Source organism: Albidovulum salinarum (assembly GCF_025673475.1).
Taxonomy (GTDB): Bacteria; Pseudomonadota; Alphaproteobacteria; order Rhodobacterales; family Rhodobacteraceae; genus Albidovulum; species Albidovulum salinarum.
Genome location: NZ_JAOVQO010000023.1, coordinates 28,961 through 46,921, shown reverse-complemented (window position 1 = coordinate 46,921; position 17,961 = coordinate 28,961). Strand labels below are relative to the sequence as shown.

The 17,961-nt window shown below is 68.8% G+C and carries 21 protein-coding genes and 1 pseudogene; 7 read left to right on the top strand and 15 right to left on the bottom strand.

Going from position 1 to position 17,961, the window contains the following annotated elements; genetic code table 11:
* Positions 1-218, top strand: a pseudogene (locus OEZ60_RS19715) (ABC transporter ATP-binding protein); the annotation flags it as partial.
* A 9-nt stretch (positions 219-227) separates the two neighbouring features.
* Here OEZ60_RS19715 and OEZ60_RS19710 read toward each other — a convergent pair.
* The 3 genes from OEZ60_RS19710 to hemF form a co-directional block, all read right to left on the bottom strand.
* Entirely contained in the window at positions 228-521 is a 294-nt protein-coding gene (locus tag OEZ60_RS19710; protein ID WP_263340027.1) for a chorismate mutase, read from the bottom strand.
* Between the two features lie 70 nt (positions 522-591).
* On the bottom strand, positions 592-1,230 hold the full coding sequence (locus OEZ60_RS19705; RefSeq protein ID WP_263340024.1) for a LysE family translocator: 639 nt from the start codon (positions 1,228-1,230) through the stop codon (positions 592-594).
* A 13-nt stretch (positions 1,231-1,243) separates the two neighbouring features.
* Positions 1,244-2,122, bottom strand: a complete 879-nt coding sequence (hemF, locus tag OEZ60_RS19700) for an oxygen-dependent coproporphyrinogen oxidase (protein WP_263340021.1) — start codon at positions 2,120-2,122, stop codon at positions 1,244-1,246.
* A gap of 144 nt (positions 2,123-2,266) precedes the next feature.
* Here hemF and OEZ60_RS19695 point away from each other — a divergent pair, with 144 nt between their 5' ends.
* The 3 genes from OEZ60_RS19695 to OEZ60_RS19685 are packed head-to-tail and all read left to right on the top strand — an operon-like array spanning position 2,267 to position 3,464.
* Positions 2,267-2,644: a hypothetical protein gene (locus OEZ60_RS19695; protein WP_263340020.1), complete on the top strand. Its 378-nt coding sequence runs from the start codon at positions 2,267-2,269 to the stop codon at positions 2,642-2,644.
* Positions 2,645-2,655: 11 nt separating this feature from the next.
* Positions 2,656-3,048 (top strand): hypothetical protein, encoded by a 393-nt coding sequence (locus OEZ60_RS19690; RefSeq protein WP_263340018.1) that lies wholly within the window; start codon positions 2,656-2,658, stop codon positions 3,046-3,048.
* Positions 3,045-3,464, top strand: coding sequence for a hypothetical protein (locus tag OEZ60_RS19685; RefSeq protein ID WP_263340016.1), 420 nt, complete (start codon positions 3,045-3,047; stop codon positions 3,462-3,464). Before OEZ60_RS19690 ends, OEZ60_RS19685 begins: the two co-directional genes overlap by 4 nt.
* On the opposite strand, the gene OEZ60_RS19680 is transcribed toward OEZ60_RS19685, so the two are convergent.
* Genes OEZ60_RS19680 through clpS form a run of 3 tightly spaced genes read right to left on the bottom strand, consistent with a single transcriptional unit; the run spans position 3,461 to position 5,662 of the window.
* Positions 3,461-4,270, bottom strand: a complete 810-nt coding sequence (locus OEZ60_RS19680) for an SDR family NAD(P)-dependent oxidoreductase (RefSeq protein ID WP_263340015.1) — start codon at positions 4,268-4,270, stop codon at positions 3,461-3,463. The genes OEZ60_RS19685 and OEZ60_RS19680 overlap by 4 nt on opposite strands.
* Before the next feature lie 42 nt (positions 4,271-4,312).
* Positions 4,313-5,326: a class I SAM-dependent methyltransferase gene (locus OEZ60_RS19675; protein ID WP_263340013.1), complete on the bottom strand. Its 1,014-nt coding sequence runs from the start codon at positions 5,324-5,326 to the stop codon at positions 4,313-4,315.
* A 15-nt stretch (positions 5,327-5,341) separates the two neighbouring features.
* Positions 5,342-5,662 (bottom strand): ATP-dependent Clp protease adapter ClpS, encoded by a 321-nt coding sequence (gene clpS, locus OEZ60_RS19670; protein ID WP_263340011.1) that lies wholly within the window; start codon positions 5,660-5,662, stop codon positions 5,342-5,344.
* A 170-nt stretch (positions 5,663-5,832) separates the two neighbouring features.
* Here clpS and OEZ60_RS19665 point away from each other — a divergent pair, with 170 nt between their 5' ends.
* Positions 5,833-6,576: an HAD family hydrolase gene (locus tag OEZ60_RS19665; RefSeq protein WP_263340009.1), complete on the top strand. Its 744-nt coding sequence runs from the start codon at positions 5,833-5,835 to the stop codon at positions 6,574-6,576.
* Positions 6,577-6,700: 124 nt separating this feature from the next.
* The gene (locus OEZ60_RS19660) at positions 6,701-8,557 is read left to right on the top strand and encodes a D-alanyl-D-alanine carboxypeptidase family protein (RefSeq protein WP_411709821.1); all 1,857 of its coding nucleotides are present in this window, start codon (positions 6,701-6,703) and stop codon (positions 8,555-8,557) included.
* Here OEZ60_RS19660 and ccoS read toward each other — a convergent pair whose 3' ends face one another.
* Genes ccoS through ccoG form a run of 4 tightly spaced genes read right to left on the bottom strand, consistent with a single transcriptional unit; the run spans position 8,558 to position 12,795 of the window.
* Positions 8,558-8,716, bottom strand: a complete 159-nt coding sequence (gene ccoS / locus OEZ60_RS19655; RefSeq protein ID WP_263340005.1) for a cbb3-type cytochrome oxidase assembly protein CcoS — start codon at positions 8,714-8,716, stop codon at positions 8,558-8,560.
* 11 nt (positions 8,717-8,727) lie between these two features.
* A complete protein-coding gene (locus OEZ60_RS19650) occupies positions 8,728-10,911 on the bottom strand; it encodes a heavy metal translocating P-type ATPase (RefSeq protein WP_263340003.1) in 2,184 nt (727 codons plus the stop codon).
* Positions 10,911-11,366, bottom strand: coding sequence for a FixH family protein (locus OEZ60_RS19645; protein WP_263340000.1), 456 nt, complete (start codon positions 11,364-11,366; stop codon positions 10,911-10,913). Before OEZ60_RS19645 ends, OEZ60_RS19650 begins: the two co-directional genes overlap by 1 nt.
* Before the next feature lies 1 nt (position 11,367).
* Positions 11,368-12,795 (bottom strand): cytochrome c oxidase accessory protein CcoG, encoded by a 1,428-nt coding sequence (gene ccoG, locus OEZ60_RS19640; RefSeq protein WP_263339998.1) that lies wholly within the window; start codon positions 12,793-12,795, stop codon positions 11,368-11,370.
* A 198-nt stretch (positions 12,796-12,993) separates the two neighbouring features.
* On the opposite strand from ccoG, the gene OEZ60_RS19635 reads away from it, so the two are divergent.
* Positions 12,994-13,680, top strand: coding sequence for a DUF2270 domain-containing protein (locus tag OEZ60_RS19635; protein ID WP_263339996.1), 687 nt, complete (start codon positions 12,994-12,996; stop codon positions 13,678-13,680).
* A 178-nt stretch (positions 13,681-13,858) separates the two neighbouring features.
* On the opposite strand, the gene OEZ60_RS19630 is transcribed toward OEZ60_RS19635, so the two are convergent.
* The 5 genes from OEZ60_RS19630 to ccoN all read right to left on the bottom strand — a co-directional run bounded on the left by OEZ60_RS19630 (position 13,859) and on the right by ccoN (position 17,954).
* Positions 13,859-14,311 (bottom strand): universal stress protein, encoded by a 453-nt coding sequence (locus tag OEZ60_RS19630; RefSeq protein ID WP_263339994.1) that lies wholly within the window; start codon positions 14,309-14,311, stop codon positions 13,859-13,861.
* A gap of 227 nt (positions 14,312-14,538) precedes the next feature.
* Positions 14,539-15,408, bottom strand: coding sequence for a cytochrome-c oxidase, cbb3-type subunit III (ccoP, locus tag OEZ60_RS19625; RefSeq protein ID WP_263339992.1), 870 nt, complete (start codon positions 15,406-15,408; stop codon positions 14,539-14,541).
* On the bottom strand, positions 15,405-15,602 hold the full coding sequence (locus tag OEZ60_RS19620; RefSeq protein ID WP_263339988.1) for a cbb3-type cytochrome oxidase subunit 3: 198 nt from the start codon (positions 15,600-15,602) through the stop codon (positions 15,405-15,407). The genes ccoP and OEZ60_RS19620 overlap by 4 nt, the downstream gene beginning before the upstream one ends.
* A gap of 10 nt (positions 15,603-15,612) precedes the next feature.
* On the bottom strand, positions 15,613-16,338 hold the full coding sequence (ccoO, locus tag OEZ60_RS19615; protein ID WP_263339985.1) for a cytochrome-c oxidase, cbb3-type subunit II: 726 nt from the start codon (positions 16,336-16,338) through the stop codon (positions 15,613-15,615).
* A 14-nt stretch (positions 16,339-16,352) separates the two neighbouring features.
* Positions 16,353-17,954 carry a cytochrome-c oxidase, cbb3-type subunit I gene (gene ccoN, locus OEZ60_RS19610; protein WP_263339984.1) on the bottom strand — a complete coding sequence of 534 codons (1,602 nt, stop codon included), beginning with the start codon at positions 17,952-17,954 and terminating at the stop codon, positions 16,353-16,355.
* Positions 17,955-17,961 lie beyond the last annotated feature (7 nt).

Sequence of the window (17,961 nt, the reverse complement as noted above, 5' to 3'; positions counted from 1 at the left end):
CGGAGTTCCTGGTGCAGCAGGCGCTCGGCCGGCTGACCGAGGGCCGCACCACGATCGTCATCGCGCACCGGCTCTCGACCGTGATGAGCGCCGACCGCATCGTCGTGATCAAGGACGGCCAGGTCGATGAGGAGGGCGCCCCGGACAGCCTCCTCGCCAGGGACGGCCTCTTCCGAACCCTCTACGACCACCAGTTCGGACACGCGGAAGCCCGCTGACGGCGCGCGTCAGTCCCGGCCGATCACCGCCTCCTCGCGCGCGATCGACCAGTCGATGAGCCGCCGCCAGAGCGCCTCGACCAACTCCGGGTCGAGCCCTTCGGCCATCGCCCGCGCCTTGACCTTCGCCACCACGTCCTCGACCCGGTCGTCGATCCGCGCCGGCAGGCCGAGCGCGGGCTTCAGCTCCGAGGCGCGGTCGATATAGCCCGCGCGTTCGGTCAGGAGCGCCACGAGCGCGCCGTCGATCCGGTCGATCTCGGCCCGCACATCGGCCATGGTCGCGCAGTCCGCCGGTTTCATCGCGTTTCTCCGTCCAGTCCTCGGGCCACCTCATAGCCGCAGAGCGCGGGCACGACAATGCGGCCCGACGTCAGGTCGCCGGAACCGCGCTCGACCAAGCGAACCAGAGCGCGATTCCGGCCAGCGTCAGCGACAGCGCGCGGCGCACCATGCGGCTGCGCGCGGGATCGTCGAGCACCCGCCGCGCGAGCCCGGCCGCCGTCACGATCGCGGCGTGGATCGCGGTCGCGACCGCAACATAGGCCATCGACAGGGTGAGCGTCTCGACCAGCACCACGCCGGCGGGGTCGGCGAAGCCGGGCAGCACCGCGATGTAGAACACCGCCGCCTTGGGATTGAGCAGGTTGGTGATCAGCCCGCGGCGGAAATAGCGGCCGAGCGGCGCGCGGTCCGGCAGATGCGCGATCCCGTCGCCGGCATCGCGCCAGCCATCCCAGGCGAGCCAGAGGAGATAGAGCACCCCGCCCCAGCGCAAGGCCTGATAGGCCAACGGCGAGGCCGCGACCATCGTGGCAAGCCCCAGCGCCGCGGCGATGCCGACAATCCCGAGCCCGAGCGCCACCCCGGCGACCGCGGCATAGCCCGGCCGCCGCCCCTCGCCGGCCGCGACGATCGCGAGCCAGGCCATGTTCGGACCCGGCGTGAGCTCGATCACCGCCGAGGTCACGAGGAAGGCCGCGAAGGAGCCGGGCGCGAGACCGTCGATCATCGCCGCCCGCCCGTCAGATCCATTTCGCCAAGGGCGGCAGGCTCATCAGCACCGCGTTGGCATCGTGCCCGGTCTCGAGCCCGAACTTGGTGCCGCGGTCGTAGACGAGGTTGTACTCGGCATAGAGCCCGCGGTGGACGAGCTGGATGTCGCGCTCGACCTCGCCCCACGCCGTGGCACGGCGGCGCTCGACGAGAGGCACGAAGGCGGGCAGGAACGCCTGGCCGACGGCCTTGGTGAAGGCGAAGTCGGCGTCCCAGTCCCCGGTGTTGAGATCGTCGAAGAAGACGCCGCCGACGCCGCGGGCGCGGCCCCGGTGGGGGACAAAGAAGTACTCGTCCGCCCAGTCCTTGAACCGGGTGTAATAGCCCGGGTCATGGGCGTCGCAGGCGGCCTTCAAGGCCGCGTGGAAATGCGCCGTGTCCTCGGCATATTCGATGCAGGGGTTGAGATCGGCGCCGCCGCCGAACCACCACGCGTGCGGAGTCCAGAACATCCGCGTGTTCATGTGAACCGCCGGCACATGCGGGTTCTGCATATGCGCGACAAGGCTGATGCCCGAGGCCCAGAACCGCGGATCTTCCGCCATGCCGGGCACGCCGCGCGCGGCCATCGCGGCTTGCGCCTTGGCCCCGAGTTGCCCGTGCACCGTCGAGACGTTGACGCCGACCTTTTCGAAGACCCGCCCGCAGCGCATCACGCTCATCAACCCGCCGCCGGCATCCTCTCCGGCCGCACCCGCGCGGCGGGTCTCGCTGACCTCGAACCGGCCCGCGGGCGCTTCGCCCGGCCCGGCATCCTCGAGTGCCTCGAAGGCCGCGACGATCGCGTCGCGCAAGCTGCGGAACCAGGTCGCGGCCTCGGCCTTTCTCGTGTCGAAATCGCTGGTCATGCCGTGCCCTCCAAGCCGCCCCCGGCCTAGCAGGTCCGGCCCCGCCCCGCCAGTCCGACAAAAGCGCGCGCCCCGTGTCGCCCGAAATTGCCCTCTCCGGCAAAGCCGCTATGCTGGCCCGGCATGCACTCCCGGAGTCGCCCGATGGCCGTATCCGCCCGCCCCTCTCTCGCCTTCGCGTTGATCCTCGCGGCTGCATCCTGCGCCGATCCTGGCCCGCGCTGCACCGCCTCCGAACGGCGCGAGCTTGCCACCATCGACGGGCTCATCGCCGAGACGCGCGACGGGTTGCAGCGTGGCTACCGCGACGTGGCCGCGACCGGCGGCGCCAGCATGAACTTCTGCCTCGGCGGCGCCGGGTCGAATGTCGGGATGAGCTTCTGCACCGCGCCCGGCCCGCGCACCCGGCCGGTCCCGATCGACCGCGCATCCGAGGAACGCAAGCTCGCCGCCCTTCAGGCCCGCCGCGACGCGCTCGCCGCGCAGGTCGAGGCCAAGGCCGCCACCTGCCCAGCAATCTGAAAGACCCCAGCATGCGCGCCCGCCCCCTTCTCTGCCTCGCCCTCCTCCTCGCCGCCTGCGGCACGCCGCAGGAACGCTGCATCCAGAGCGCCACGCGCGAGATGCGCACCCTCGACCGTCTGATCGCCGAGACCGAGGCGACCCTCGCGCGCGGCTATGGCTACGAGACGCGCGAGGTCGTGCGCCACGTCTGGACGCGCTGCGACGACTTCATCCCGGGCTACGGCCCGCATCCCTACCGCCGAATGTGCTTCGAGCCGGTGTTCCACACCGTGAAGGAGCCGGTGGCCATCGACCCCGCGGCCGAGGCGCGCAAGCTCGACGGGCTCAAGACCCGGCGCGCGGAGCTTGCGGCCCGGGCCGCACCCGCGATCGAAGCCTGCAAGGTCGAGCATCCCGAATGAACCGCCGCATCGTGGCGGGCCGCCTGCCCCGCGCCGTCCTCGCCGCCGCGGCCGCGGCCACGCTCGCCGGGTGCGGCGCGGGTCGCGACCAATGCCTGCGCGCCGTGACCGAGGACATCCGCACGCTCGACCGCCTGATCGCCGAGACCGAGGCGGGCCGCGCCCGCGGCTACGGGACCGCGCGGCAGGAGCTTCCCTATCTCGAGCATTACCGCTGCCCCGGCTATCCGCGCGGCACCGGCCACGAGGCGCCGACCTGCCTCACCACCGAGACGATGACCATCGAGACACCGGTCGCGTTCGACCCCGCTGCCGAGGACCGCAAGCTCGCCGCGTTGAAGGCCCGGCGCGAGGCGCTGGTGCCGCGGGCGCTCGACCAGATCGCCGAGTGCAAGGCGCGCTACGGCGGGGCTTAGTAGGCGGGCGCCGGAACCGCGTCGATCAGGCTGCGGCCGCCGTCGACGGTCAGGATCTGCCCGGTGACGAAGCCCGCCCCGTCCGAGGCGAGGAACTGCACCACCTCGGCCAGCTCGGTCGGCGGCGCGATCCGGCCCATCGGCGTGCCCCTGGTGATCAGGCTGCGCCAGTCGGGGTTCTCCTTCAGGCTCGCCTGCAGGCTCGCCGTCATCACGCTGGCGAGCGCAACCCCGTTCACCCGGATCCGCTCGGGCGCGAGCGCCACGGCGAGCGAGCGCGTCGCCTGATCGAGTGCTGCGCCCGCGATCGAATAGGCCAGAAGCTCGGGCTGGGCGCGGCAGGCCGCAAGCGTCGAGATGTTGATGATCGAGCCGACCGGCCCCTCGGTCTGCTCGTCCTTCTTGGCTTGGGCGATCATCCGCTTCGCCGCCATCTGGCTCAGCCGGAGCGAGGTCATCAGGTTCTGCTTCAGCATCGCCTCGATGCTCGGATCGTCCGGATTGAGCGGGTCCGAGGGGACGATGCCGCGGCTCGCGTTCACCACGATGTCGATCCGCTCGAACGCGTCGACCGTGGCCGACAGGAGGTTGGCGAGCGTCAGCTTCTGGCTGAGATCGCCGCCGAAACAGCGCACCGCGCCCTCGGCGGCGGCCTCGGTGCCGACCTCCTCGGCAAGCTTGGCCTCGTCGCAGTCGGCGAACATCACCTTGGCGCCGCGATCGACGAAGTGGCGGCCGATGGCAAGGCCGATGCCTCTCGCGGCTCCGGTGACGATGGCGGTTTTGCCGGCGATGGACAGGGTCATGGGGGTTCCGGGGTTGATTCTGTTGGGGCAGGCTAGCGGAAGTCAGCGCCGCGGGCGAGCGGGCTCGCCCGGCCGCGCGGCGCGGAAGAGCTTGAAGCCGGTGTCGCCGCCGATCTCGGCCAGTTCGCGGAAGTGGCGCGTCAGGACCGCCTCGTAGGGCAGGTGCCGGTTGGCGACCATGTAGAGCGACCCGGAGGGGGCGAGCATCGCCGCCGCCGCCTCAATGAAGCCCTGGCCGAGCGCGGGCTCGGCGGCGCGCCCGGCATGGAAGGGCGGGTTCATCACCACCGCGTCGAGCTTCGCGGGCGGGCGGAAGCGGGTCGCGTCGGCCCAGTGGAAGCGCGCGCGCGGATCGTCGATATTGACCTCGGCGCAGGCAAGTGCGGCATGATCGGCCTCGACGAGGTGCAGCTCGCTCACCCCCGGCCGCGCGAGGATCTGCGCGGCGAGCCAGCCCCAGCCGGCCCCGAGATCGGCGACGCGGCCCTTCAGGCCCTGCGGCAGGGCCTCGGCCAGAAGCGCCGAACCGCGGTCGATCTTGTCGGCCGAGAACACGCCGGGCCGGGTCACGAAGCCGGGCGCGGGATGGATATCCGCCGCCGCCCAGCCGGCGAAAGCCTCCGGCCCCGGCGCGTCGAAGCGGAAGACCTTGCCATGTGCCTTGGCGAACGGGGCCGAGACCGCGACGCGGGCGCGGACCTCCTTCAGGATCGAGTCGATGCCGTCGGTCTTGGCGCCGTCGACCCAGACCGGCCCGCCCGGCACGACCCGCGCCGCCGCCTCGGCGACGAGCGCATGGGCCGCCCCCCGCGACCGCGGCAGAAAGACGATGGCGGCGGCAAAGCCCGAACCCGCCTCGGCAACCGCAGGCACGGTCCGGTAGCCGCGCGCGGCAAAGGTGTCGTGGTCGGGACGGAAGCCCTGCACGACGGTTGTGCGCTCCTTCGGCAGCGGCAGGTCGCCCGCCGCCGCGACCGGCCCCAAAGCGAGGATCTGCCCGGAGAGCGGCAGCGCGTCGGCGCCGTCAAGCGCGAGGGAAAGCCGGGGATGCGTCATGGAGCGGGCCGCGCCCTATTCCTTTTCCATCGTGCATTGCAGCGGATGCTGGTGGCGGCGCGAGAAATCCATCACCTGGGCGACCTTGGTCTCCGCCACCTCGAAGGAGAAGACCCCGACCACCGCGAGCCCCTTCTTGTGCACCGTCAGCATGATCTCGAAGGCCTGGCTGTGGCTCATGCCGAAATAGCGTTCCAGCACATGGACGACGAACTCCATCGGCGTGTAGTCGTCGTTGAGCAAAAGCACCTTGTAGAGCGGCGGCCGCTGCGTCTTCGGCCGCATCTTGGTGGCGACCGACGTCTCGTGGTCGTCGCCGCTCTTGCGGTCCGACATGATTATGGGGCGCAGGGGCAATGCCACACTCCTGAAGGGCCGCGATCGGGATTCGGCTGCGGTCGGCTCTGTCTCCTACTATAAACCCTCAGGCGCGCCAGAAAAGGCCGCCAAGCGCGGCGATTGATCCGCAGCCCCGAATCCGGGAGAACTGGGAGCGGGGGATAGCCATGCCGGACCTGACCACGATCGCCTTCGACGCCGACGACACGCTCTGGCACAACGAGCGGTTCTTCCGCATGACCCAGGACCATGTCGCGGGGCTTCTGGCCGATTATGCCGATCGCGACCATCTCGACGACCGCCTGCTCGCGGCCGAGCGCCGAAACCTCGGCCGCTACGGCTTCGGCATCAAGGGGTTCATGCTCTCGATGATCGAGACCGCGATCGAGGTGACCGAGGACCGCGTGCCGGCGCGCGTGATCCGCGAGATCATCGCCGCCGGTCAGGAGATGCTCGCCCATCCGATCGAGCTTCTGCCCCATGCCCGCGCGGCGGTCGAGGGGCTCGCGGTGGACTACCGGATCCTGCTCATCACCAAGGGCGACCTGCTCGACCAGGAGCGCAAGCTCGCCCAGTCCGGGCTTGGCGACCTCTTCGACGGGGTTGAGATCGTCTCGGACAAGACCGCCCCGGTCTATGCCGATATTTTCGCCCGCCATGGCCTCGTGGCCGAGGCCGCGATGATGGTCGGAAACTCGCTGAAATCGGACGTCCTGCCGATGCTCCGGATCGGCGGCTGGGGCGTGCATGTGCCGCATGAACTGACCTGGGCGCTCGAACACGAGGCAGCGCCCGAGGACCACGCGCGGTTCCACACCTTGCCCGACCTTGGCGGGCTCGACGCGCTCGTCGCACAGATCCACGCCGGGACGGAGAGCGGATCTGGTATGCCCGACACCGCGAACCGCTAGATCCGCGAAGGGCCATCCCCTCACCGCACACACCGAAAATAGCTGCAACCTGCAGGATATCAGGTGTTTCCGGTGGCCCGAGCCTATGTTATCGTGAACGAACATAATTGAAGCCCCGGCGCGAATGACCGGGGCGCGAGGCAGGATAAAGGTGAGGCAGGTGTTCGCTTGTCCGGGGCAGTGGGTTCATAACACCCGCATATTCGTGGCGTTCGCGCTGGCATGTTTTCTCGCGCCGGTTCTGGCGCTGGCTGCGCCCTACGCCGATTTCGTCATCGACGCCCGCACCGGCGAGGTGCTGCATCAGGACAATGCCGACACGCGGCTGCATCCGGCCTCGCTCACCAAGATGATGACGCTCTACATTGCCTTCGAGGCGATCGAGCGCGGCGAGATCTCGCTCGACAGCAAGGTCACCGTCTCCAAGCACGCCGCCTCGCAGCCACCCTCGCGGCTCGGCCTGCGCGCGGGCCAATCAATCGCGCTGCGCTACCTGATCCGGGCCGCCGCGATCAAGTCGGCCAACGACGCCGCGACCGCGATCGGCGAGGCGATCGAGGGGTCCGAGCCCGCCTTCGCCAAGCGGATGAACCGCACCGCCAAGGCGATGGGCATGAGCCGCACCAGCTTCGTCAACGCCAACGGCCTGACCGCGAAGGGCCATCTTTCGACCGCGCGCGACATGACGACGCTCGGGCGGCACCTGTTCTACGATTTCCCGCAGTACTACAACATCTTCTCGCGCACGACGGCCGATGCCGGCATCGCCCAGGTCGCCCATACCAACCGCCGCTTCCTGGCCGCCTACAAGGGCGCGGACGGGATCAAGACCGGCTACACCTCGGCCGCCGGCTTCAACCTCACCGCCTCCGCGCAGCGCGGCGACAAGCGCATCATCACCACCGTCTTCGGCGGCAAGTCGACGGCCTCGCGCAATGCCCGCGTGGCCGAACTGATGGACCTCGGCTTCGGCAAGGCGCCGAACCGGGTCGCGGTGCAGAAACCCGCACGCCCGGCCTATGTCGCCAGCGCCGACGAGCCGGCCGACGACGTCGCCCGCGTCGTCGCCGACGCGATTTCCGGCAGCCGCACGCTGCCCGCAGGCAAGACCCTGCGCCTGAACGTGGCGGTCGCACAGAGCCCGCGCCCGCTGCCAAGGCCGGTGCCCGGAGACACGGCGCCGGCCGACGAACTCCTCGTGGCGATGCAGGACACGATCAACGCGGTCCTCGCCGAGGCCCAGGGCGCGCCCGCCGCCCCCGCCGCGACGGTCGTTGCCGAGGCGGAACCCGAAGCCGCACCTGCCGAAGCCGCAGAGCCCGTTGTCGCAGCCGCCGAGTCCGAGGCGTTGCCCGCGTCCTCCTTCGTCCAGGAGACCGCGCCGCAACCCGAGACCGTGCTCGCCGCTGCCGCACCGCCTGCCGAGGCGCCGGCGACGGAACCCGAGGGCGTCGACCTTGCCGCGGTGACCGTACCCGAAACCGCGCCCAAACCGCGCCCGGCCGATCTGGTGGCCGAGGCCGCCGCGCCGGATGCCGCGCCGGCCACCGAAGCCGCCGAGCCCGCCGAAGTGGCCGAAGCCGCGCCGGCCGCCGAGCCGGCGCCCGAGCCGGTCGAAACCGTGATCGTGGCCGCCCCGGCGGCAGCGAAGCCCGAGGCGCCCGAACAGATCGTGCTCGCCGCTGTGACGCAGCCCGCAGAAGGCGCCGAGGAGCTCGAGGTCGTCACCCGCGTCTCCACCTCCGGCGGGCGGCAATGGGCGATCAACGTCGGCCATTTCTCCTCGCGCTACAACGCCGAGCGCCAGCTTCTCCAGACCGCGCTCGTCGAGATGACGACGCTCGACGAGGCGCTGCGCAAGGTGGTGTCTCGCAATGGCGGCTATGATGCGAATTTCGTCGGCATGACCGAGGAGATGGCCCAGCTCGCCTGCCGCCGCCTGCAGGCGCGGCAGACCGACTGCACCGTGGTCGGTCCCTGATCAGGGTTTCGGACGGTCGTCCCAGTCCTTCTTGAGGATGCGGTGGCTGTCGCCCTCGGGATCCTCGTATTGCCGGTGTTTCAGCGCCCAGAGGAACGCGACGAGCCCGAGCCCTCCGAGGAGGAGCGAGACCGGGATCAGGATTGCCAGCATTTCCATCGGAGGGAGCCTTACTTCAGGCGTAGCGCGTTCAGCGACACGGTGACCGAGGATGTGGACATGGCGAGCGCCGCGATCAAGGGCGTGGCGAGGCCGACGAGCGCCACCGGCACCGCGACGAGGTTGTAGGCGAGCGACAGCGCGAAGTTCTGCTTGATGCGGATCCGCGCCTGCTTCGCGATGCGGATCGCGTCGGCCAGCGGCGCGAGGTCCTGCCCGAGGAGCACGATGTCCGAGGCCACCCGTGCCGCGTCGAGCGCCGAGGCGGGCGAGATCGAGACATGGGCCGAGGCGAGCGCGGCGGTATCGTTGAGCCCGTCGCCCACCATCAGAACGCGGGCGCCCTCCCCCGTCAGAGCCGAGATGCGCGCGGCCTTGTCCTCGGGACGCTGGCCCGCCTGCCAGTCCTCGATGCCGAGATCGGACGCCAGTCGCGCCACCGGCGCCTCGGTGTCGCCCGACAGGAGGATCACCCGCTTGCCCGCCGCCTTCAGCGCCGCCACCGCCGCGCCGGCGCCGGGGCGCGGCCGGTCGGTGAAGCCAAAGGCGCGGGCCGCGCCCTCGCCGGTCGAAAGGTAGGTCGCCGTGCCGTCAGCGGGCGTCGCCCCCACCCATTCGGCGCGGCCGAGCCGCACCATCCGGTCACCGTGCCGCCCCTCGACGCCGTAGCCCGGCACTTCGCGGATGTCCGCAACCCTGGCCGGGACGACCCCGGCTTCGGCCAGCGCCGTGCTGATTGCCCGCGACAGGGGATGCGCCGAGGCCCCGGCGAGCGCCGCCGCGATCTCCAGATCGGCGCGGGGATACGCGGCGAGGTCGACTGGCTCCGGCGCGCCAAGGGTCAGGGTCCCGGTCTTGTCGAAGACCACCGTATCGACCTCGGCCAGCCGTTCGAGCGCGGTGCCGTCCTTGATAAGGAATCCCTTGCGGAAAAGCTTGCCCGAAGCGGAAGTCACTACTGCCGGCACCGCGAGCGCCAACGCGCAAGGACAGGTGATGATGAGGACGGCCGCCGCGACGTTGACCGCAAGGCGCAGATCGCCGGTGAGGTAAAGCCAGGTCGAGAAGGAGGCGAGCGCCATCAGGTGCACGACCGGCGAGTAGGCCCGCGCCATGCGGTCGGCGAGCGAGGTGTAGCGGGTTCTGGCGCTTTCGGCGACCGCCACCAGATCGGCCATGCGGTGGAGCGAGGTGTCGCGCCCGGCCGCCGTGACCCGCAGCGTCAACGGCCCGGTAAGGTTGACCTCACCCGCGCTCACCGCACTCCCCTCGCCCGCCCAGACCGGCAGCGTCTCGCCGGTCAGGAGCGAGCGGTCGATCTCCGACGTGCCTTCCGTGACGACGCCATCCACCGGCATCCGCCCGCCGGGCCGGACCCGCACCAGATCGCCCACGGCAAGCTCGGCGATCGGCACCACGGTCTCGGCGCCGTCCCGCACCCTTGTCGCGCGCGGCACTTCGAGCGCGGTCAGCTCCTCGGCCGCCGAGCGCGCGGCGGCGCGGCTGCGGTAGTCGAGGTAGCGTCCCGCGAGCAGGAAGAAGCAGAGCGATACGGCGGCGTCGAAATAGGCGTTATGGCCGCCCGCGAAGGTCTCGTAGAGCGAGATCGACGAGGCGAGGATCAGCGCCAGCGAGATCGGCACGTCCATGCCAAGGCGCCGCGCCTTCAGCGAGGCGAAGGCCGAGGCGAAGAAGGGCTGGCCGGAAAACGCCAGCGTCGGCAGGGCGATCGCGGCCGAGATCCAGTGGAAGAGGTCGCGCGTCGCCGCCTCGGCCCCGGACCAGACCGCGACCGACAGGAGCATGATGTTCATCATCGCGAAACCCGCGACGCCGAGGCGCATCAGGAGGTCGCGCCCCGCCTTGTCGGTCTCGGTGACCGACAGAAGCCCCGGATCAAGCTCATGCGCCGGGTAACCGATCCCCTTCAGCGCGCCGATCAGGTCCTCGGCCGTGACCTCGGGCGCGGCGGCGACCGAGACCCGTTTCAGCGTGAGGTTCAGCCGCGCCGACCGGACTCCGGGCAGTGCCGACAAGGTCCGCTCAACGTCCGAGATGCAGACCGCGCAATGCGCCGTCGGCAGCGAGAGCACGAGGCCCGCGTCCTTCACCGCCCGCGCCTCGGCAATGCGTTCGGCGGCGGGGGCGGCGACGCAGGCCGGACAGGCCGAGGCGGAGGGTGCGAGCGAGGTCATCAGCCCCTCACGAAGAGGTCGATGCGCTGATGAAAGCGGGTGCCGTCCCCGGCGAAAGCCTCAAGAAGGATCATCCACTTGCCGGGCGCGAGATCAGCCTTCGCGACGTAGTCGCCGTTGACCCAGGCGAACTCGGGCGTGAGGTCGCTCGCGGATTCGGTCGTGCGCCCGACCGTGGCCGAAAGCCCCTCGACCCGCACCGGCAGCCCGTCCGCATCGCGGAAGGCGAGCCTGAGCTCGCCCGCGCCGTAGCTTTCGGTCAGCGTCCAGCCCAGCGCCTCCTGCGCCTTTCGCTCGGCATCGAACGACTGAGAGGCGACATAGGAGTTCTTGACCTCGAGACCGGGGAAGGTACGCACCGCCTGCACCGCCATCACGACGTTGACCGCGATGATCACGCCGAAGGCGGCGGCGGTGATCAGGAACACCTTGCGGCCGGTCAGCTCGCGCTTCATCTCACTCGCCCTTCCCGTTGAACACGGTGTCGACATTGACCCGGTCGGTGCTCTTGCCGTCGGCGATCCAGAGCCGGATGTCGGTCCGCTCGGTCTTCGCCGCCGAGGTCCCCGCCGGGGCGGTGACATAGAGCCGCTGGGTCAGGGTCGAATCCGCGGGCACCATCACCTCCAGGCTTTCACCGCCTTCCAGCGCGAGGCGGAAGCGGGCATCCGCGGTGACGGATATCCGAAACGGCCGGTCTTCGCCATGCTTGTTGCGCAGGCGCAGCTCGTAGCTGTTGCGGATCGCGCCGTCGGACATGGTGACGAAGAGCGGGTTGCGCTCCGGCGTGACGTTCACGTCGATCGGCGAACGGACGAAGAGCGCGACGACCATCGCGACGCCGATCAAGGACCAAAGCGAGGTGTAGAGGATCGTCCGCGGCCGCAGGATGTGCTTCCAGACGCTTTTCGGTTCGCGCCCCGCCCGTTCGGCGGTCTCGTCCTTCAGCGCCATGTAGCCGATGAGACCGCGCGGCTTGCCGATCCGGTCCATGACCTCGTCGCAGGCGTCGATGCAGAGCGCGCAGGTGATGCATTCGAGCTGCTGGCCCTCGCGGATGTCGATCCCCACCGGGCAGACGTTGACGCAGGCCATGCAGTCGATGCAGTCGCCTTGTCCGGGGTCCACCTCGCCCTTCTTCAGCTTGCCGCGCGGCTCGCCGCGCCACTCGCGATAGGCGACAACCAGCGTGTCCTCGTCCATCATCGCCGCCTGGATGCGTGGCCACGGGCAGGCGTAGATGCAGATCTGTTCGCGCGCGAAACCGCCGAAGAAGAAGGTGGTGAAGGTGAGGACGGCCATCGTCGTGTAGGCGATGGGATGCGCCTGCCCCGTCACGAGATCGCGGGCGAGCGTCGGCGCATCGGTGAAATAGAAGACCCAGGCCCCGCCGGTCGCGAGCCCGATCAGGAGCCAGAGCGTCCACTTGGTCATGCGAAGCCGGAACTTGCGGAAATCCCATTTCGCGTTCCAGAGCCGGACGCGGGCGTTGCGGTCGCCCTCGACCCAGCGTTCGACGAGGATGTAGAGGTCGGTCCAGACCGTCTGCGGACAGGCATAGCCGCACCAGACCCGGCCGGCCGCCGAGGTGAAGAGGAACAGCCCGAGCCCGGCCATGATCAGGAGTCCCGCGACGAAATAGAACTCGTCGGGCCAGATTTCGATCATGAAGAAGAAGAACCGCCGGTTGGCGAGGTCCACGAGCACCGCCTGGTCGGGCAGGTTCGGCCCCCGGTCCCAGCGCAGGAGCGGCGTGATGTAGTAGATCCCGAGCGTGACCGCCATGATCACCCATTTCAGGGTCCGGAATGTCCCGCTGACGCGGCGAGGGAACACGGGCTCGTGCGCGGCGTAAAGCGCCGGAGGGGTGTCGCTGGAACTCATATGCAAATTCCTAGATTTGTCTGTTCGCGCCGCTCTCTTAAGCCGTGATGCGGAGCCGCAGCCTTGATATAGGTCAAAAGCCGCCGCTGCGATGCGGCGAATCCGCCGGGGGCAGGCTACCACGAATCACTGCCGGGGGCCTTGGAGATCGCGCCGGGATCGGGTTCAATCCGGGGGAACGGGACCATGGGGGCGTGAATGGCAGACAAGCGCAGGGCGACCGAAACCTCGGAATTCACGGCCGCGGAGATCGGCGCGCTCGCCCATCTCTACCGCGCCGAGGTCTACCGCTCGACGATCTGGCGCACCAGGCTCGACACCACGACGAACTGGGCGGTGGTGACGCTCGGGGTGGCGCTCTCGATCTCCTTCTCCTCGCCCGGCGCCTCGCCGATCCCGCTTCTCATCGTCGGCGTCCTGATCCTGCTCTTCCTCGTGCTCGAGGCGCGGCGCTACCGCTACTTCAACGTCTGGCGCGGCCGCGCCCGCTGGCTCGAAAAGCACTTCTACGCGCCGATGCTGACCGATGACGGCGACCTGCACACCGAGCAGAACTGGCACAACGTGCTGGCCAACGACTACCTTCATCCGGTCTATCACATCGGCTTCATGACCGCCCTGGCCCGGCGGGTACGGCGCAACTACCTGTGGATCCTCGCGATCCAGTCGCTCGCCTATGTCGGCAAGCTGGTGATCCACCCGGTTCCGGTGCAGAGCTTCGCCGGCTTCGTCAACCGCGCCGATATCGGGCCGATTCCGGGCGAGCTGGTGCTGGCGGTCGGGGCGGCCTACTTCCTCGCTGGCGCCGGGCTCGCGAACTGGGTGGTGCGGGTCGACGCGAAACGCGCCCGCGAAAGAGGCGCAAAGGCTGAGGCGATGGGCTAGGCCGGAAAAAGTCAAGCACCGGAGCCCCCAGGAAACGCGCGAACAGGACGGGGCGCCGGTGCTTGGACTGGGGGGGTTATCTCCCAGTTCCCCGGCAATCTGCAGCGATTCTCGGACCGGCACATTGACATAAATCAAGCGCGGGGCGACCGAGGGGCCGCCCCGCTGCCGTTTGGCGTCATTTGACCGTAAGAACCGGGCATTTCGAGAGAAGCTCGACGCGGTGCGACACACCGCCGCGCAGGGTCGCCTCGATGTTGCCGAGCCCGCGCGACCCGAGGACAATCATGTCGACCTTCCGCCGCCGGGCGAGATCGACGATGGTGCGGGCGACCGGCCCGCTCTCGACCAGCTTGTCGATATCGGTCGCACCCTTGCCGCGCGCGACCTCTGCCGCATGGGCCAGAAGGTCGCTCGACAGAAGCTTCATCGCCTCGTAGTCGGTCCCCTCGATATGCTCGAGCTCGGCATACTTGCGCAAAGCGTCAGAGACTTTCGGAACCTGGCGCGGTTTCAGCACCGTCAGGACGAGGAGCTTCGCCTTGCAGGCCGCCGCGATCGTGGCGGCATATTCCACCGCCTTGATGGAATGGCCGGAGCCGTCGACGGCAACCAGAATCTTCTCGATCATCCTCTTACCTCCCTTGGCGCACATGAACTCTGCGGCGCGGTGTCTGACAGTCACAATTCTTCCCGACCGGGCCTTCCGCGTGACGAGCGCGGGCGACGTCCGGCGGCGTCGTGTGCCGACCTTAGCGCAGGTCCGGCGCGCCCGTAAACGCCGGCGCCGGAGCACGCGGCGTACCGAAATGAAATGGGGGCCGCGGCCCCCATTCCTTTGATTCCCTCGCTCGCGGCCTACTCGCCGCCGCCGCGGCTGTGGACCCAGGCCGCAACGGCGCGGATCTCGGCCTCGCTGAGACGGCCGGCCCAGGCCGGCATTACCCCGAAGCGCGCATTGCTGACCGACTCGGTCAACGCCTCGACGTCCCCGCCATAGAGCCAGATCGCATCCGTCAGGTTCGGCGCGCCCTGCGCCCGGTCACCGGTGCCGTCCTCGCCGTGGCATCCCGCGCAGTTGTCGGCGTAGACCGTGGCGCCCTCGGCCGCCAGAGCCTCGTCGGCTTCCTGTCCCGAGATCTTCAGGACGTGGTTCACGACCTGGTCGATCTGCTCGGGCTCAAGCAGTTCGTCGGCGCCGAAGCGCGGCATCTCCGAGTAGCGGGCATCGGCGTCCTCGGTGTTGCGGATGCCGTGGCTGATCGTGGTGTGGATATCCTCGATCGTGCCGCCCCATAGCCAGTCGTTGTCGAGCAGGTTGGGGTAGCCCACCGCGCCCGCCGCGCCCGAGCCGTGGCACTGCGCGCACCAGGTGCGGAAAACCGCGCCGCCGGCGTTCATCGTGTAGTTCTGAAGCTCCGGATCGCTGGCGATCGCGGTCAGGTCGGCCGCGACGAGCTTCGCCTCGACCGGCGCGTTGGCGTCTTCGTAACGCTGGATCTCCGCGGCGACCGCAGCGCGGTTCTTCTGGCCGAAGATCCCCTGCGTCGCCTGGGTGACGAGCGGCCAGGCCGGATAGGCGATGGTGTAGGCGATGCCCCAGATGATCGTGGCGTAGAAGGTCCAGAGCCACCAGCGCGGCATCGGGTTGTCCCATTCCTGGATGCCGTCCCACTCGTGGCCGGTCGTTTCCGGATCGGCCTTCTGCTTGATCGGTTTTCTGCTCATTTCAGGGCCTCCTGCGCGGCGCTGTCGCCGGCTGCGGGTCTGTCTTCATGCCGGAAGGGGATGTTGGCGATGTCGCGGTGCAGGCTGCGCGATCCGGGCCGGAAGGCCCAGACCACGACGCCGAGGAACACCGCGACGAGCGCGAGAAGCGCCCAGCTGTCGGCGAAGTGCCTCAGTAGCGAATAACTGTCCATGGCCCCCTCCTCAGCGGTTCGGGTCGGGCTGGAAGGTCGAGAAGTCGACCATCGTGCCCAGCACCTGCAGATAGGCGACGAGCGCGTCCATCTCGGTGATGCCCTTCTGGCCGTCGAAGTTCGACACCGTGGCGCCCGGATAGCGTTCCACGAGCCCCTCGGTATCGGCGTCCGGATCGGCCTGCGCGGCGAAATCTGCCTTGGCGAGCTCGATCATCTCCGAGGTGTAGGGCACGCCCACGAGCGCGTCGGTCTTCAGCCGGTCCTCGATGTACTTGGGCTCGATGAAGCGGTTCGACAGGAAGCCGTATTTCGGCATCACCGATTCCGGCACCACCGACTGCGGGTCTGTCAGGTGGTCGACATGCCACTCGTCCGAGTAGCGGCCGCCCACCCGCGCCAGATCCGGCCCGGTGCGCTTCGATCCCCACTGGAACGGGTGATCGTACATCGATTCCGCGGCGAGCGAGTAGTGCCCGTAGCGCTCGACCTCGTCACGCATCGGCCGGATCATCTGGCTGTGGCAGACGTAGCAACCCTCGCGGATGTAGATGTCGCGCCCCGTGAGCTCCAGCGGCGTGTAGGGCCGCACCCCTTCCACCTTCTCGATCGTGTTCTCGAGGTAGAAGAGCGGCGCGATCTCGACGATGCCGCCGATGGTGACGACCAGGAACGAGCCGACGAGCAGAAGCGACGCGTTCTTCTCGAGAGCCTTGTGCTTTTCCAGAATGGCCATGGTTCCGGCCTCCCTTATTCGGCCGGGACCGCGGCGCGGGCGCCGGCGGTGGCCGGCTGCTTCGCGACGGTGGCCCAGAGGTTGTAGACCATGATGACCGCACCCGCGAGGTACAGGACCCCGCCGAGGCCGCGCACCACGTACATCGGGAACTTGGCGGCCACGGTGTCGGCGAAGGCGTTCACGAGGAAGCCCTGCGCGTCGACTTCACGCCACATCAGGCCTTCCATGATGCCGGTGACCCACATCGAGGCGGCGTAGAGCACGATACCGATCGTGGCGAGCCAGAAGTGCCAGGAGACCAGCGTGAGCGAGTAGAGCCGCTCGCGGTTCCACAGGCGCGGCGTCAGGAAGTAGAGCGCGCCGAAGGTGATCATGCCGTTCCAGCCAAGCGCGCCGGAATGGACGTGACCGATGGTCCAGTCGGTGTAGTGCGACAGCGAGTTCACCGCCTTGATCGACATCATCGGGCCTTCGAAGGTCGACATGCCGTAGAAGCCGATCGAGACCACCATCATGCGGATGATCGGGTCGGTCCGGAGCTTGTCCCAGGCGCCCGAGAGCGTCATCAGGCCGTTGATCATGCCGCCCCAGGAGGGCATCCAGAGGATGATCGAGAACACCATGCCGAGGGTCGAGGCCCAGTCCGGCAGCGCGGTGTAGTGCAGATGGTGCGGACCGGCCCAGATGTAGAGGAAGATCAGCGCCCAGAAGTGGATGATCGAGAGCTTGTAGGAATAGACCGGGCGCTCGACCTGTTTCGGCACGAAGTAGTACATCATGCCGAGGAAGCCCGCGGTCAGGAAGAAGCCGACCGCGTTGTGGCCGTACCACCACTGGGTCATGGCATCCTGCACGCCGGAGAAGACCTGCACCGACTTCGAGCCGAAGAGCGAGACCGGGATCGACAGGTTGTTGACGAGGTGCAGCATCGCCACCGTGACGATGAACGACAGCAGGAACCAGTTCGCCACATAGATGTGGGGTTCCTTGCGCTTGATCACCGTGCCGAGGAACACCGCGAGGAAGGCGACCCAGACCACCGTCAGCCAGATGTCGACGTACCATTCCGGCTCGGCATATTCCTTCGACTGGGTGGCGCCGAGGATATAGCCGGTCGCGGCGAGCACGATCACAAGCTGGTAGCCCCAGAACACGAACCAGGCAAGGTTGCCACCCCAGAGGCGGGCGGCCGAGGTACGCTGGACGATGTAGAACGAGGACATGATCAGCGCGTTGCCCCCGAAGGCGAAGATCACCGCCGAGGTGTGCAACGGCCGGAGCTTGCCGAAGTTCAGGTAACCATGTGTCAGATCAGAGAAATTCAGCGCCGGGAAGGCGAGCTGGAACGCGATCGTCACGCCAACCAGAAACCCCACGACACCCCAGAACGAGGTGGCGATCACACCGGCGCGGATGACGCCGTCGTTGTATTCGTTGACCGGCGCGGGCCGGGGCTCGTCGATGCGGCGGAGCACCCAAATGAAGGTGATCGCGGCGGCGAGCATCACCGTCAGCGCGTTCACCATGTAGGCCAGGTCGTGCGCGTAATTGGCGGCGATCGCGGCCAATACCGCTATCGCGCCAAGCACGCCCAGTTTGATATAATCAATCATCTCTGCG